This is a genomic window from Bartonella queenslandensis, from assembly GCF_018155095.1.
Taxonomy (GTDB): domain Bacteria; phylum Pseudomonadota; class Alphaproteobacteria; order Rhizobiales; family Rhizobiaceae; genus Bartonella; species Bartonella queenslandensis_B.
The window spans coordinates 16,485-31,305 of record NZ_NAAI01000012.1 but is presented as its reverse complement, the minus strand read 5'-3'; the positions used below and the strand labels follow the sequence as shown (position 1 = coordinate 31,305).

Sequence of the window (14,821 nt, the reverse complement as noted above, 5' to 3'; positions counted from 1 at the left end):
ACGGAGGTTTAAAATGACACCGTCTTCCACCACGCCCCCGCTATCTAACACGCCCTCACTATCCCACACCACCTTGCCATCTAACACGTCCCCGTTATCCACCATCTCCCCATCCAACGAGATCACGCCATCTCACATGCTTCCTCCAGGCAGCGTCATTGGTTTAATTGGTGGTGGGCAATTGGCACGCATGCTCGCCATAGCAGCGGCAGAATTGGGATTTCGAACCATTATTTTTTGCCCAGAAGGCGATTGTCCAGCCGCTCAAACAGCCAACAAGCATATTGTTTCCTCCTATGATGATACATCAGCCTTAGATGATTTTATTGCTCAGTGCGATGTTGTCAGCTATGAATTTGAAAATCTTTCGCTTGAAACAGTTCAATACGTAGAAAAAAGCAAGCCTGTTTATCCTTCTTCCCACGCATTAGAGATTGCGCAAGATCGACTTTTTGAAAAGCAATTTTTACGTGATCAAGGGATTGATACGGCCTCATGGCATGCTATTGACGATTCTTCTTCTCTTCTTTCTGCCCTTGAAACCTTAGGGGGGCGTGGTCTTTTAAAGACACGTCGTTTTGGTTATGATGGAAAAAATCAGCTCAAGCTTGATCATCCTGATGAACAAACCCTTAAAGAAGCCTTAAATACTTTTCACCAACAGCCTTGTATTTTAGAAGAGATCGTTCCTTTTTTAGCGGAAATTTCTGTTCTCTCAGCCCGCACAAAACAAGGGAAACATATTTTTTATGATTGTCCTGAAAACCAACACAAAAACGGAATTCTTCATAAGTCCTTTGTTCCATCCCATATTCCTCTTGAAGTACAAAAATCCGCGCAAGATATCAGTGCCACAGTCATGAATGCTCTGGATTATGTTGGTGTTCTTTGCATTGAATTTTTTGTCTTAATGGATGGTCGTCTTTTAGTAAACGAATTAGCCCCGCGTGTGCATAATTCTGGTCATTGGACGCAAAAGGCATGCATCACTTCACAATTTGAACAACATATCCGTGCTATTTGTGGTCTTCCCTTAGGTAGCCCGTATCGTCATAGTAATTGCCAAATGACCAATCTTCTTGGGAACAATTTAAGCACTTTAAAATATTTTCTCACGCAAGAGAACACTTCAATCCACTTATATGGCAAAAGCACGATTCAGCCTCAGCGCAAAATGGGTCATGTCATTCAATTAACGGGCCCAGCCAGCAAATCTTAACCCCCATATACAAATACTTTTTCATACTTCTCCCCAAAGAACTGAAAAAACAACGTCTCTCCCCCACTTTTTCCCTCGTGCCTCACAGTACTTTATGCCCCCTCCCCCCTATCCTAAGCATTAAGAACGTCATCTCTCCTCCCCCTCAAAGACAAAACTCGACCCCACACCAATATCCATTGGGCTCCACAACGCCCCTACACCTCTCAATTCTTTTCCCCATTCCCTGACAGGGTTTCACGAGTCCCCACAAACAAGCCCTGCGTTTTAAGGAGATCCCCGCCCCCTTAACGACAAAATTCCATCCCAATCAACAATGCAACAGCTCGCTCCCACTCCTAACCTTTCAACCCGCCCACAGTTTCTCCCTCCAAGCCCTACTCTTTTAAAAACATCACGTCCCTCTCAAAAGATCAAAACCCACACCGCTCCACAATCCAACGGCTCGCCCCCACTTCTAACCTTTCAACCCGCCCACAGCTTCTCCCTCCAAGCCCTACTCTTTTAAAAACATCACGTCCCTCTCAAAAGATCAAAACCCACACCGCTCCACAATCCAACGGCTTAACACCCCCCCTACGAAACTCTCCAATCCCTTGCGATTACACCCTTGACAGAGCTTATTTAAAGCTGAGAATCCTTTAGCTTGTTTTCGCTTTTTATACTTCTTTTGCTCAATTATTATTTTTTACTTTCAAAGCAGCCCTTAACACATCATAGGGAATTTGTAAGGGATATACCCTTGACAAGAATAAGACTTCTTGTTAGATTTCCTCTAGTTTTTGCAATTTTCACTTATTCGTTGTGCCAATGAAGTGTGTTAATACGTGCCTTAAGGGTGCGTTTTTCTTTTTGTGATCACGATGAAAAAGTGTATTGTATAATATTATGATGCAAGTGTGATATCATAATACGATGTTCATGGGGTGAGCAGTGTATTGGGGTTATGATTCATATTTCAGTTGTAATGTTATTTTATAGTTATTGTGATATTGTGTTAAGTAAACTGTTTAAACGGTGAATATGATGAAAATTAAAAATTCGCTTAAAGCACTAAAAGAGCGCCACCGTAACAATCGTTTGGTGCGTCGTAAGAGGCGTGTTTATATTCTTAATAAAACGAACCCGCGTTTTAGAGCACGTCAGGGCTAAGTTGTAGGCTTAAAAATTTTTTTAAGTTTTTTTGGGAGATGAGAGTTCCATTGGTTACGAGTCCATTTGTGTGATAATGTTTGGTGATTTATCTTTTGGGGACTTGTTTTTATGGATTTTTCGATTTTTTTTAAAATTTTTCGATTTTTTCAGTTACGTTTTTTCTCTATTTTCCAGCAAATTTTTTTTCTCTCGTGTGTTGGCATTTTTTGTTTTATTTCTTCGGGATATGGGCAAACTCCTCCTTTGCTTCCTGAAGATAGACCTTCTCCACAATCGCTTTTACCGTTAGATGATCTCATCCCTAATTCTTCTGCCCCTCACTCAACATTCTCTGATTCTGATTCGTCTGCAATTATTCTTGAAGATTTTGACTCAGAGCCTCTTTCCCATGTTGATAGAATGAAGCAACGTAAAGAAGCAGAAATTTCACGTTTACTCAAAGAATTGAAATATTGTGCTGATGTTGCAAAGGCGAAAAAGATCAGTCAACAACTTCAACATTTATGGTCTCAATCGGGAAGTGAGACGATTGATCTTTTAATGTCATGGGCTGAAAATGCGATCAACAGTGACGACTATGGACTTGCGCTTGATTATATTGATAATGTTCTTGCACTTTTGCCGACTCACGCTGAAGCTTGGATAAGACGGGCTTGGATTCACATCCAACTGAGTGATTTCAAACTTGCCATGCTTGATCTCAACCATGCTCTTGAGCTTGAACCACGCAATTATATAGCCTTTTTTGAACTGGGCGTTGCCATGGAAGCAACAGAGCGTCCAGAACTCGGCCTTAAAGCTTATGAAAAGGCATTAGACTACTATCCACAAATGCAAAAGCTTCAAAAGCGCATTGAGGCTCTGCTGGACGAAAAATCACCGCAAGCTCTTTGAAACATCATGCATGAATGAAGCGCACCAGCCTCCTCTTCAAGCTTGAGAATAAAACGCGCTTGGCGTCACATCCCACGGAATGATTGCAAACTTGCCATGCTTGATCTCAACCATGCTCTTGAGCTTGAACCACGCAATTATATAGCCTTTTTTGAACTGGGCAGTGCCATGGAAGCAACAGAGCGTCCAGAACTCGGCTTTAAAGCTTATGAAAAGGCATTAGACGACACTCCACAAATGCAAAAGCTTCAAAAGCGCATTGAGGCTCTGTTAGACGAAAAATCACCGCAAGCTCTTTGAAACATCATGCATGAATGAAGCGCACCAGCTTCCTCTTCAAGCTTGAGAATAAAACGCGCTTGGCGTCACATCCCACGGAATGATTGCAAACTTTCCATGCTTGATCTCAACCATGCTCTTGAGCTTGAACCACGCAATTATATAGTGTATTTTGAACTTGGGCCTTTTGTGTATTTAAGGCAATATCTAAATACTTTGCCCTTCATATTCCTTTACAGAATTTCTCCGCATAGTATCAAATAGACAACGCATTCACGCCGCCATTCGCGGCGTTTCTTCTTTTTACATTTTCCATCTTGGATAAAAAAATTTGTAAAACACCACCCTCAAAAATATTTTTTAAAACAAGCTTAAAACATCGCTTAGCACCTCTGATAAACTGTCATTGTCTTTTCTTATTTTGATCAATTTCAACCATAAAGCCCATAATATATCGATGTTTTTCCTCAAAACTAATAAAGCAGCTCTAAAATATGCTCCACAAAGCAAAAATTTCAAAACTGCACCATCCGTTAAACAAACAGCCTTGAATAAGAAATATCTCTCATCAATACCCCCACATACTTAACATCGCTCTTCATTCCAAACTGCACCTCATTCACCAGACTCATCCCCCCACTAACCCTCTCACCACATTCTATGCCATGATAAAAAAACCCAACACCCCCCAAAACATAGACAACGCATAAAGCCTCCACATCCTTAATTTCCTCTTCCTTTTTTACAGATTCACATTTTTACGCTTTTAAATTTTTACAGAAAACAGCAAACGAAATATCCCCCAACTCTGCTCTGCAAACAATGTGGTCTGTAAACAATGCTCTACACCCCAGCCTCTTATCCACTCCCCTAGTGATTTCAGCTCTTCCTCAACGAGGCTGCTTTATCAAACGCGACAGATAAATCCATCCCTAAAATATTCCACACACTCTCTTACAAAAAGCACTTTATTTGTATGCTTGAAGGTTCCTCAACAGCATATATCCTTGCCTCTCATAGACCATTTTCACCCCACCTCAAACGCCTTTATTTTATGGCATAACCGAATAAAAATATTTTAAATTTTCTTGCTAATCCCCTGAAATTCCTTTATTGATAAATACGTGTTTTTGATCGTCCACGCAACGGTCAATAAGGAGTTGGATTCCTTAAAACTTAACGCATAAACAATTATGGCTATCCCGGAAATTCCGGGGGCTTTTGTTATGTCCAAGTGCGATAAGCACTAAAAACAAGAGACTGTTTAAGTTCAGTGAATCCAACCTCCCGGAATACCAATGCGAGGGCGCTCGCAACCGGAGGGGGTGCAAAGTGCAAACTAAAAACCCACATTTTCCAACCAAAAATCCACATTTTAATGACATTTCGATAGGCAAAAGAATGCGTCTATGACGCATTTCAATGGGGATTTCTCAAAAAGCATTAGGAAACTTTTTAGGAGTAAGCTTCCAACAAATCCAAAAATACGAAAAAGGTTTAAACCGTGTAAGCGCAGGGTGTTTGCTAGAAATCGCTAAAAAACTAGAAGTTTCTACAAACTTTTTTTATGAAGATCTTTTAACAGCGGATATTTCCACAAAGGGAAATATCCTACACCATGATCAAGTCACCGCCAGTGAAAAAGAACAATCCCTTTTGAAAAACTTTAGGGAACTCAAACCAAAAAAACAGAAAGCGATTTTGTGTTTGATTTCTGATTAAGCGAAAGCACGCTCATCAACATCATTCATTAATCTCCCTAAAATATAAGATTCAGATCACAGCACCTTAAAGGGCAGTGTTCCATCAAACTCGACAAATTAAATGCCACTCTAAAATATTTTTGACCTCCCCTAAAAGTTCTCAACCAGCACTGGTCTACCAAAACACCAGACAATCCCCCCTTCAAAAAGCCGCTTCCCCCTTACAAGATAAAGCTTCCACCCCGCACCACTCTGTAAACAAAGGTCTGTAAATAATAACCAAACTTCTTGCAGAGCCAAATTGCACTTGAACAATCACTTATCAGCGCCCGTCCAACAACTCCTGCTTTATCAGACTCAACAGACAAGCCTCATCTTCTCACGTCATCCTTCACACATCTCTTCGCACCACCGACTCTTGTACACACCATCTTAACCTGTCCATACTCACTCCTTCCCCACTCTGCATTCCTTCATCAATACCCCCACATACTTAAACATCGCTCTTCATTCCAAACTGCACCTCATTCACCAGACACATCCCCCCACTACCCCTCTCAGCACATTCTATGCCATGATAAAAGCCCAACACGCCCCAAAACCTACACAACGCATCAAGCCTACACATCCTTAATTTCCTCTTCCTTTTTTACAGATTCACATTTTTACGCTTTCAAATTTTTACAGAAAACAGCAAACAAAATATCCCCCAACTCTGCTCTGCAAACAATGTTGTCTGTAAACAACGCTCTCCCCCTTTAGCCGTACCCTCACAATTAGATACAACAGCCTTAAAATATGCTCCACAAAGCAAAAATTTTAAAACCACAACATCCGTTAAACCAACAGTCTTGAATAAGAAATATTCCCTTTCCAACCTCTGTCAAACATTCCAGTAAAATATCAAACTCAAACATTTCCCTGAAACATCAAATCAAGCATTGCCAATGAAAAAAGTTTCTTCACTCACCCCCACCTCTGTTTTTTTACTTTGAATAGCCATCTATCCATCATGCCGGCATTTCCAGCAATCATCAGCAAGAGTGTAAAAATCCTCCTGTAAAACTTTATGAAAAATAAGAGATTGAGGTTATTTTATCTCTAGCAGAAGTTGTTAAATTGTTTTATATTAAAGGGGGTGTTCTGCGCTTCTCGACAGGAAATAACGTATTCCTGAGACCTTAGTGATCTCCAAGGGAGCTGTCCCTGATTAAGCCCGTGGGCTTTTTCATATGGCGCCCACCTATTTGTATAGGTTCCCGGGGTCAACTTTTTCCATCGGCTGTTGTGGATCACCCTTTTTTGTATCATTTTTTGCACCTATAATCATTTTCCCCAATTGATCATGCCTTTTTGCATGAAGCTCTCTTTTCTATGAGCCCCCTCTTTATCTATGAGGTAAAAAGCAATAGGTTCTTTTCAAGAAATCAAAATGACAATAGGCTTTAGCGTACAAGATTTGCGAACAGCTTACAAAAATAATACACTCTGCCGACTTCATTCCTTTGTGCACGACAGCACGAAAGCAATTTATCGCCTCAAGATGCTCTAACACAAGAGTGCGCACTCTTTTTACGAGCACAGCTTTTTCTCAAAAGCGGTTTACACAATACCAACAATAGCTAAAATACCCAAAGCTTATAAAGTAACAGCTTAATAATTTGGCGAGAAAATGACTCACAATACACCTTTGTCTCCTTCCTCTCTTCGCGCACAGCAGCGCAAAAGCGGTTTATCGCGTCGTGATGCTCTTTCAAAAGAAGAGCGCATACTCTTTTCACAGCGTGCTTGTTGCCATTTTATTGAGTACCTTGAAAAAAACGAAACAAATTTTTCCCGCCTTATTTTAGCCGGCTATTGGCCCATCAAATCGGAAATTGACCCGCGCGCGCTCCTTGAGGCGGTAGTGTTACGTGGTGCACGTTTAGCCTTACCAGCCGTGCTTGATTCCACCACCATGATTTTTCGTTCATTTTCGCTGAGCACGACTCTCAAGCCCATGCGCTTTGGCACTTTTGGTCCCGGAGAAGACAATGCCGTTGTTGTCCCCAATAATATTATTGTTCCACTTTCTGCGTTTGACCGTCAATGTCACCGTCTTGGCTATGGAGGAGGCTATTATGATCGTGCTATTGAAGCACTTGAAAAACAAGGACATAAAATGAGATTATGGGGCATAGGATTTTCGTGTCAGGAAGTTTCTGCTATTCCGGCCGCTGAACATGACCTCCAGGTACAAGGAATTTTTACAGAAAAAGGTTTCTTAAAATGTTAAAATGTGATTAAAGCACCTATGCGTTTTTTATTTTTGGGTGATATTGTTGGGGAGACAGGCTGTAACGTCGTTTTTGAGCATCTTCCTCAACTGATTAAGAAATGGCGGCTTGATTTTGTTGTCGTGAATGGTGAAAATGCCTCTGGTGGTTTTGGTCTCAAGCAAGAGACGTATCAAGATCTTTTAATGGCTGGAGCTGATGTTGTCACCACCGGCAACCATGCTTTTTCTGACAAAGAAGCCTTACAGTATGCGCATGAAAGTGATCGTTTTTTACGTCCTGCCAATTTCTCGAAAGAGACTCCAGGAAGAGGAGTTGGTGTTTTTACAGCCAAGAATGGTGCTCGTGTTCTTGTTGCCAATCTTTTAGGCAGTGTTTTTATGCCACACAAAGTCGCTGATCCATTTGAAATAGCGGAAAATGTCCTGTTTGCCTGTTCTTTGATGGAACAAGCGGATGCGATTATTTTTGACTTTCACGGTGAGACGACGAGCGAGAAGCAATGTTTTGGTCATTTTCTTGATGGTCGTGTAAGTGTTATCGTTGGCACCCATACGCATATTCCCACTGCTGACGCACAGATTTTAGAGGGTGGAAGCGCTTATTTAACAGATGCGGGCATGTGTGGAGATTACAACTCATCCCTTGGAATGGATAAAGAAGAACCGTTACACCGTTTTCTTTACAAGACCAAGCAAGGTCGTTTTGAACCGGCGTGTGGTCCCGCCACTCTTTGTGGTTTAGCGGTTGAGATTTCAGATCGCACTGGTTTAGCAGAAAAGGTTTCAGCAGTACGGATTGGTCCTCATTTAAAGCCTGAAGTTCCAGATTTTTGGTAGGCTTCTTTTAAGCCTCCTTTGATGGCGGCTCTTTCCACCCCCTTCAACGACAGCTCTTCTGCGCCTCCTTTAATGACGGTTCTTCTGAGTCTCCTTTTGATGATCTGCTCTCCGCTGTACGCTTCTAGAGGCTCTTTTGGGAAAAATGATTTTTCACGCCCCCCCTCACATCCCCCAATCCCCAATAGATCCATTTTCACGAACGGACATTTATGAAAATAAGTGAACGAAAAGCGGTGATGAGATAAAATCGAGCAATAAATAGAAAATCTAAAGAGCCATTTTTTTCATCTGTATCAAAACTCTTACGATTTTCGTTTAGCCTTAAATGTTAAGTGTTGAATATCAAGCTTTTCGAGAGATTAAAACGTCTTTAGAGTTAGAATAAGGACTCATGACTCTCCAAACTTTAAAACAAAAAGTGCAGAAAGTTTAAACACCATGAGCTTACATCGCGTTATTTTTTCCCCTACTATACCAATTGAGGACGAGGGAAGCTTTTTCTCTCTGCTTTAAAAATCTATTTTTAATAAAGAGGATTTAAAATTACGCGATGAGATAGCTTATCTGTTTTTTCTAGTAACGCTACGATAGAAGTTATCCCCTCGCTTACAGTAAAATTCAAAGGAGCACTTTCATGATCCTTTGGGATTCGCGGAATTTGCAATGGCTGGAACATGAGAACAAATATGGCAGCACAGACTCCCCAATGCACGCATTCCTTGGCTTTGAATGCTTCAAGCGATCCAGAGGTTTTACAACAACGCCTTAGATATCTTCTAGGCTTATTGGAAAAAGGGAATCGATTGATAACTTTAAAAAGAGCAGACTCTTTCGTACAACCGATAGGAATCATTGAGATAAAGTGAATCTTATGAGAGATTCCTGATGCGCAAAAAAACAGCACTTGAACGAATGAAAAAAGGATTTAAACGCCTCTTGGCAATAGATGCAAGGGAGGAGATGATCAAATATAAAGCCAAGTTTTTAAGCGTTAAGGGGGAAAGTCATACCTTGAATGTATCATCACACAAAAAATCATTGCATCAATCATGAATATAAGATTATCTCTCATGGTGAGGTGGCATTTGTGGGAGGATCATTCTGTCATGACGAATAGCGTTATTGATGAATGGAGGGAGAGATGATGAAAAAGAAAGTTCTTGTGCTACCAGGGGACGGCGTGGGACCAGAGGTCTGTGATGCAGCATTAATGGTTTTGGAAGCATTTCAATTGCCGATAGAATTTATTTATGGTGATATTGGTTTTGAATATTGGAAAAAGGAAGGGGATGCTCTTCCTCAAGCGACTTGGCAAAAAATAGCTGAAAGTGATGCCCTTTTACTAGGCGCTGTGCACAGTAAAGAACAAGTAGCGGCTTTAAAAGAACACACACCGCATTTACAAGAGAAAAGCCTTGCCTATGTTTCTCCTATCCTTCACCTTTTCCAACAGTTAGATCTGTTTGCCACGATACGTCCCGTAAGATACATTTTTGGTCCAAGGAAGCCCTTTCAGTTTTGTGTTATTAGAGAGAATAGTGAAGGTCTCTATGCGGGCTTGGATTTTTGGGGGATCACGCCGGAAATATCCGCTTGGTTAAAACACCCCAATCTGACAAAATATGGTCATAAAGAAGCAGCTTGGACAGTCCGGTTACAGACACGTTTTGGTTTAGAACGGTTATTTGAATATGCTTTTTCTTATGCACGTGCGCATGGAATGAAGCGGGTTACTTTTGCTGATAAACCCAATGTTATGCGAGAAAGTGGACAATTTTCTCAGGAAATTTTTGAGAAAATCGCGCAAAATTATCCAGAAATTGAATCAGATATTCATCATGTTGAAGCGGTTTCTTTGGGGATCGCCACAAAACCAGAGCAATTTGGTGTGATTGTTGCTGAAAACATGTTTGGTTCTCTTCTCTCTGAGCTAGCCGCTGGAATAATGGGTGGTTTGGAGCTTGCAGCCAGTGCCCATGTGGGAAGCCAAATTGCTTGTTTTAAACCCGCACATGGAAGTGTAACACACATTGCTGGACAGAATAAAGCAAATCCTTCTGCCATGCTTTATACCACATCTTTATTGTTAGAGCATTTAGGCTTTCAAGAAGAAGCAAGACAAATGACCAAGAGTGTTGATCAGGTTATTCGAGCTGGAAAAACGGTTACTTATGATCTGGGCGGGGACTCCTCATCGCGTCAAATGGCAAAAGCTGTTTGCAATTCTCTTGTGAATCCTCTCTCCATGTATCGTGCAGCAGTTATCACGGTTGGAGATGAACTCCTTTCAGGACAATATTTGAATACGAATTTACAAGATTTGAGCCAAAGCTTAAATAAGAGAAATATTCAAGTCACACGTCATTTTGTTTGTGCGGATTGCTTACAGCAAATCAGTGATACAGTTGTCTCCTGTCTTGGACAAGAAGATCTTATCATTATCAGTGGAGGATTAGGTCCTACCTCTGATGATAAAACACGTTATAGCGTTTCTCAAGCAGTCATGCAACCTTTGGAGCATCATGAAGATGTTTGGCAAACAATAAAAGGTCAATTGGAGCGGTTAGGGATTGCATCGGATAAGAATAATGCGCGTCAAGCCTTGTTTCCTCGGACAGCAAAAGTTCTTGATAATCCGACCGGCACAGCTCCTGGTTTTTATCTTTCTTGTAATGCAAGCACACTTGTTGTTTTGCCAGGTCCACCCTCACAGGCTCTTGCTCTTTTAGAGGATTATTTAAAAGTCCATGAGAAGAAATATTCTTCTGTATCGCGCACGCAGTATGCTTGGACATTGATTGGAATTGATGAAAGTACCCTTGCGCATTGGGTTGACCATCATTTTGCAAATGAGCCCTTTGAACGCCATTTTTTATGGAAAAGCCCTTATGTTCTGGTGCAACTGATTGGTCAGTCCTCTACCCCTTTGGCACAGCATCTCATCGAAGAATTTGAAAATCATTTTCATCCATATTTGGTTGGCAGAGAAGTGACCACGGCGTGTAAACAATTAGCAATGCATACAGATGTGCATTGGCTGATCGATGATCCGCTGCTTTTACAATATTTTCACGCAACAGAAAAAAGTGCAAACAATATTTCAAAGCTTGAGGTTGAAGTGCGCTTATCACCTTCCATTGAAATCTTAGAAAATCAGCAAGAAAGCCTTGGACATGCAACCATAACCGTGCGGATAAAAGGCTATGATGAGGATCATCTTACTTTTCCCTATACACGTCCGCTTTTAAGTGTCGTCTTACAAGAATATGCCGCTTGGTTAGTTTTAAAAAGAGTTTTGCACAGACAAGAAAAACAAACGCCCCCTCATACCAAGAGAGAAACATAAACAACGCTTGGTGAGCGTTCGATACAGCAACCATGATGTGAAGTCCCTTGCCAATGCTTTGTTCGCGGTGCTTTATTCCCAATGTTTTGTTCGCGATGTTTTGTTCCATGAGATTCTTTTCCCTTTAGTCCACCTCTCACTGAGCTCTCTCCCTGCATCTCTAACCCACCTCTACCTCATGGCGCTTTATCTGGGCACCCTAGATGAAGGATAAAAACTTTATGATTTTTAAACGAAGAGAAAAAGGCGCCATGGAGATATTTCTGCAAAAGGAAATGTCAACACTCCATTCCCTTAGAAAGAGGCTATAGAATAATTTATTATTGAGTAAAAAGCGCCTCTTTAGACTTTTAACTCTCATGAGCAATCAACCATAAGACTGCTGTCTTTTTTAGTTTTCACGCGTCACTTCTCTCCTCCGGTTGCAAGCAGCCCTTATACGTATTCCGGGAGTAGTAAAGTACTGAGTTTGGATCAGCTTTTTTGCTTTTAGTGCTAGAGCGCACCTGGACATAGCAAAATCTCCCGGAATCCCGGGAACCCTACAAAGTAGGTTTATTCTTACGCTCGGATTTTAGGGGTTTTTGAATCCCTCTTGGTCGCTGCGTAGACGACCAAAGTCACCCTTTAAGGTATAAAATAATTTCAGAAGATTAGCAATAAAATTTAAAGAAGTGTTTTATCTCTCAGCAATTAAAGATAAGATTGCTTTTTGTTGTTTAGGTTTGAGTTCTCTAAAACTTTTCAAAAGGATGTGCTCTTCTTTGCTTGAGATCATTTCGTCATAAGGAAACAAGACAAGTTCTTTTGTAGGAAGATCAGCTGTTAAAAAATCCGCATAAAAAAAGCTGATGGGAACTTCTAATTTTTTAGTGATTTCTAACAAACATTTTGCACTTACACGATTGGAGCCTTTTTCATATTTTTGGATTTGTTGGAAGCTCACCCCTAAATAGCTCCCTAATTCTTTTTGAGAAAGCCCCATTGAAATGCGTCTATGACGAATTCTTTTGCCTATCGAAATATCAATAAAATGTGGATTTTTAGTCTGCACTTTGTGCCCCCTCCGGTTGCGAGCGCCCTCGCATTGGTATTCCGGGAGTCTGAAAGTACTGAGTTTGGATCAGCTTTTTTTGCTTTTAGTGCTAGAGCGCACCTGGACATAGCAAAAACTCCCGGAATTCCGGGATACCCACAAAAGTAGGTTAATTTTTATGTACCAAACTTTAGGGCTTTCAGACCCTCTTGATCGCTGCGTAAACGACCAAAGTTACCCTTTAAGGTATAAAATAATTTCAGAAGATTAGCAATAAAAATTAAAATATTTGAGCATTTCCAATATTTCTCTTTATCGAATTTCGACCTATTGAAATGTCGTTAAAATGTGGATTTTTAGTTTGCACTTTGTGCCCCCCTCCGGTTGCGAGCGCCCTCGCACTGGTATTCCGGGAGTCAAAAACACTGAGTTTGGATCAGCTTTTTTGCTTTTAGTGCGAGAGCGCACCTGGACATAGCAAAAACTCCCGGAATTCCGGGATACCCACAAGAGTGGGGTAAACTTATGTATCGAGGATTCGGGCTTTCAGTTCCCTATTGGTCGTCGCGTATACGACCAAACTCATAAGGCTCATTCATAAAATAATTTCAGAAGATTAGCAATAAAATTTAAAGCAGTGTTTTATCTCTCAGCAATCAAACACAAGATTGCTTTTTGTTGTTTAGGTTTGAGTTCTCTAAAACTTTTCAAAAGGATGTGCTCTTCTTTGCTTGAGATCATTTCGTCATAAGGAAACAAGACAGGTTCTTTTGTTGAAATATCCGAGTAAAAAAAGAAAATAGAGATATCCAATATATCAGCAATTTCTTGTAAGCGCCCTGCACCGACACGATTGGAGCCTTTTTCATATTTTTGGATTTGTTGGAAGGTCACGCCTAAGCGGTGCCCTAATTGTTTTTGAGACATTTTCAACATTTCTCTTCTGAAGCGAATTTTTCGCCCTATTGAAATATCGTTAAAATGTGGATTTTTAGTCTGCACTTCGTGCCCCCCTCCGGTTGCGAGCGCCCTCGCATTGGTATTCCGGGAGTCAAAAACACTGAATCCGAGTCAGCTTTTTTGCTTTTAGTGCTAGAGCGCACCTGGACATAGCAAAATCTCCCGGAATCCCGGGAACCCTACAAAGTAGGTTTATTCTTACGCTCGGATTTTAGGGGTTTTTGAATCCCTCTTGGTCGCTGCGTAGACGACCAAAGTCACCCTTTAAGGTATAAAATAATTTCAGAAGATTAGCAATAAAATTTATTGTTTGTTTTTTTATGAGAGCCCCCTCAAACTCTTATACTCACTCTCCAAATCTATGAGATAAACCCCGCATTGATTTAAAGGACGAACAACCCTTTATCCTTGAGATCAAGCTCCTCAAAGAGGAAACTTAAAGAATAGCCTTGAAGGAAATTAAACTGTGATCCATTAAATTTTCGCACCACATCGCGTTCATTTTTCCTCTCACCCTTAAAAAATAGGATCTTGAAGGGTGCTCTAAAAAGTCATCCCCCGCCCCCCAAATTCTCCACACAAGAAAGCAAACCATTAAAAAGAGCACGGGTCTAAGCATCGTCCTTCCCCCAAGCCTCCCTAAAAAGCATGCCATCCCAGCCCCCTCAAGCAGCCTCCCCCCAAACAATCTCTCTCAGGTAATCGCTTTCAGCCTTCCTTCAATATCAGCATATCTTTGACAAGATTTACGCGGTTAACCGTTGAATCTTTGCCCCGCATCGCGCTAATTTTTCGTCTCCCCTCTAAAAATCCACGATCAAGATGATAGTGATTGTTTCTCCATTTGCAGCCAATGGAACAAGATAAGAAGGCCGCAATCACCAGAGAAACAAAAAGCGCGCAAATCCGTGCGCTTAACGAGTGCCCCTTGCACGTGCTCTTTTCCATGAGATGTGTTGCCCTCTCGCCCATCGCGTTTTACTCTGCCTCTCAAACGATTGAGTTCTTTTGAGTTCTTGAACAGGCATAAAACGATTTTCGAAAATTATCGTAATATGCGCGGTTTCCTTCAGCCCGTGTCATAAACGCATACCGCTCACCCCCCACACAC

Annotated in this window: 12 protein-coding genes, 1 other RNA gene and 3 pseudogenes; 10 read left to right on the top strand and 6 right to left on the bottom strand. The window is 41.2% G+C overall.

Annotated elements, in window-relative coordinates; all coding sequences use genetic code 11:
* Positions 1 to 13: 13 nt before the first annotated feature.
* From B5V81_RS07585 to B5V81_RS07565, 5 genes and pseudogenes are all read left to right on the top strand, one after another.
* Positions 14 to 1,219 carry a 5-(carboxyamino)imidazole ribonucleotide synthase gene (locus B5V81_RS07585; protein ID WP_212112929.1) on the top strand — a complete coding sequence of 402 codons (1,206 nt, stop codon included), beginning with the start codon at positions 14 to 16 and terminating at the stop codon, positions 1,217 to 1,219.
* 1,026 nt (positions 1,220 to 2,245) lie between these two features.
* Positions 2,246 to 2,371: a type B 50S ribosomal protein L36 gene (ykgO, locus tag B5V81_RS07580; protein ID WP_212112928.1), complete on the top strand. Its 126-nt coding sequence runs from the start codon at positions 2,246 to 2,248 to the stop codon at positions 2,369 to 2,371.
* A 111-nt stretch (positions 2,372 to 2,482) separates the two neighbouring features.
* Positions 2,483 to 3,268 (top strand): tetratricopeptide repeat protein, encoded by a 786-nt coding sequence (locus B5V81_RS07575; protein WP_212112927.1) that lies wholly within the window; start codon positions 2,483 to 2,485, stop codon positions 3,266 to 3,268.
* A gap of 48 nt (positions 3,269 to 3,316) precedes the next feature.
* A pseudogene (locus B5V81_RS07570) lies at positions 3,317 to 3,568 on the top strand (hypothetical protein); the annotation flags it as partial.
* A gap of 1,311 nt (positions 3,569 to 4,879) precedes the next feature.
* Positions 4,880 to 5,269: pseudogene (locus B5V81_RS07565) on the top strand (helix-turn-helix domain-containing protein).
* 202 nt (positions 5,270 to 5,471) lie between these two features.
* Here the strand turns inward: B5V81_RS07565 and B5V81_RS07560 are convergent.
* Positions 5,472 to 5,618, bottom strand: coding sequence for a hypothetical protein (locus B5V81_RS07560; RefSeq protein ID WP_212112926.1), 147 nt, complete (start codon positions 5,616 to 5,618; stop codon positions 5,472 to 5,474).
* A 769-nt stretch (positions 5,619 to 6,387) separates the two neighbouring features.
* Between B5V81_RS07560 and ssrS the strand changes: the two genes are divergently transcribed.
* The 3 genes from ssrS to B5V81_RS07545 all read left to right on the top strand — a co-directional run bounded on the left by ssrS (position 6,388) and on the right by B5V81_RS07545 (position 8,365).
* A non-coding RNA gene (gene ssrS / locus B5V81_RS07555) (6S RNA) lies at positions 6,388 to 6,548 on the top strand.
* Positions 6,549 to 6,922: 374 nt separating this feature from the next.
* Positions 6,923 to 7,525 carry a 5-formyltetrahydrofolate cyclo-ligase gene (locus B5V81_RS07550; RefSeq protein WP_212112925.1) on the top strand — a complete coding sequence of 201 codons (603 nt, stop codon included), beginning with the start codon at positions 6,923 to 6,925 and terminating at the stop codon, positions 7,523 to 7,525.
* An 18-nt stretch (positions 7,526 to 7,543) separates the two neighbouring features.
* A complete protein-coding gene (locus tag B5V81_RS07545; RefSeq protein WP_212112924.1) occupies positions 7,544 to 8,365 on the top strand; it encodes a TIGR00282 family metallophosphoesterase in 822 nt (273 codons plus the stop codon).
* Here the strand turns inward: B5V81_RS07545 and B5V81_RS07540 are convergent.
* Positions 8,332 to 8,565, bottom strand: a complete 234-nt coding sequence (locus tag B5V81_RS07540) for a hypothetical protein (RefSeq protein WP_212112923.1) — start codon at positions 8,563 to 8,565, stop codon at positions 8,332 to 8,334. The genes B5V81_RS07545 and B5V81_RS07540 overlap by 34 nt on opposite strands.
* A gap of 489 nt (positions 8,566 to 9,054) precedes the next feature.
* Between B5V81_RS07540 and B5V81_RS07535 the strand changes: the two genes are divergently transcribed.
* Together B5V81_RS07535 and B5V81_RS07530 are read left to right on the top strand one after the other, a co-directional pair.
* Entirely contained in the window at positions 9,055 to 9,234 is a 180-nt protein-coding gene (locus tag B5V81_RS07535; RefSeq protein WP_212112922.1) for a hypothetical protein, read from the top strand.
* A gap of 278 nt (positions 9,235 to 9,512) precedes the next feature.
* Positions 9,513 to 11,714: an isocitrate/isopropylmalate family dehydrogenase gene (locus B5V81_RS07530; protein WP_212112950.1), complete on the top strand. Its 2,202-nt coding sequence runs from the start codon at positions 9,513 to 9,515 to the stop codon at positions 11,712 to 11,714.
* Here B5V81_RS07530 and B5V81_RS07525 read toward each other — a convergent pair.
* The 4 genes and pseudogenes from B5V81_RS07525 to B5V81_RS08960 form a co-directional block, all read right to left on the bottom strand.
* The gene (locus B5V81_RS07525; RefSeq protein ID WP_212112921.1) at positions 11,693 to 11,872 is read right to left on the bottom strand and encodes a hypothetical protein; all 180 of its coding nucleotides are present in this window, start codon (positions 11,870 to 11,872) and stop codon (positions 11,693 to 11,695) included. The genes B5V81_RS07530 and B5V81_RS07525 overlap by 22 nt on opposite strands.
* Before the next feature lie 521 nt (positions 11,873 to 12,393).
* The gene (locus B5V81_RS07520; protein WP_212112920.1) at positions 12,394 to 12,768 is read right to left on the bottom strand and encodes a helix-turn-helix domain-containing protein; all 375 of its coding nucleotides are present in this window, start codon (positions 12,766 to 12,768) and stop codon (positions 12,394 to 12,396) included.
* 624 nt (positions 12,769 to 13,392) lie between these two features.
* Positions 13,393 to 13,752 (bottom strand): helix-turn-helix domain-containing protein, encoded by a 360-nt coding sequence (locus B5V81_RS07515; RefSeq protein WP_212112919.1) that lies wholly within the window; start codon positions 13,750 to 13,752, stop codon positions 13,393 to 13,395.
* A gap of 704 nt (positions 13,753 to 14,456) precedes the next feature.
* A pseudogene (locus tag B5V81_RS08960) lies at positions 14,457 to 14,799 on the bottom strand (carboxyvinyltransferase); the annotation flags it as partial.
* Between the last annotated feature and the right edge of the window lie 22 nt (positions 14,800 to 14,821).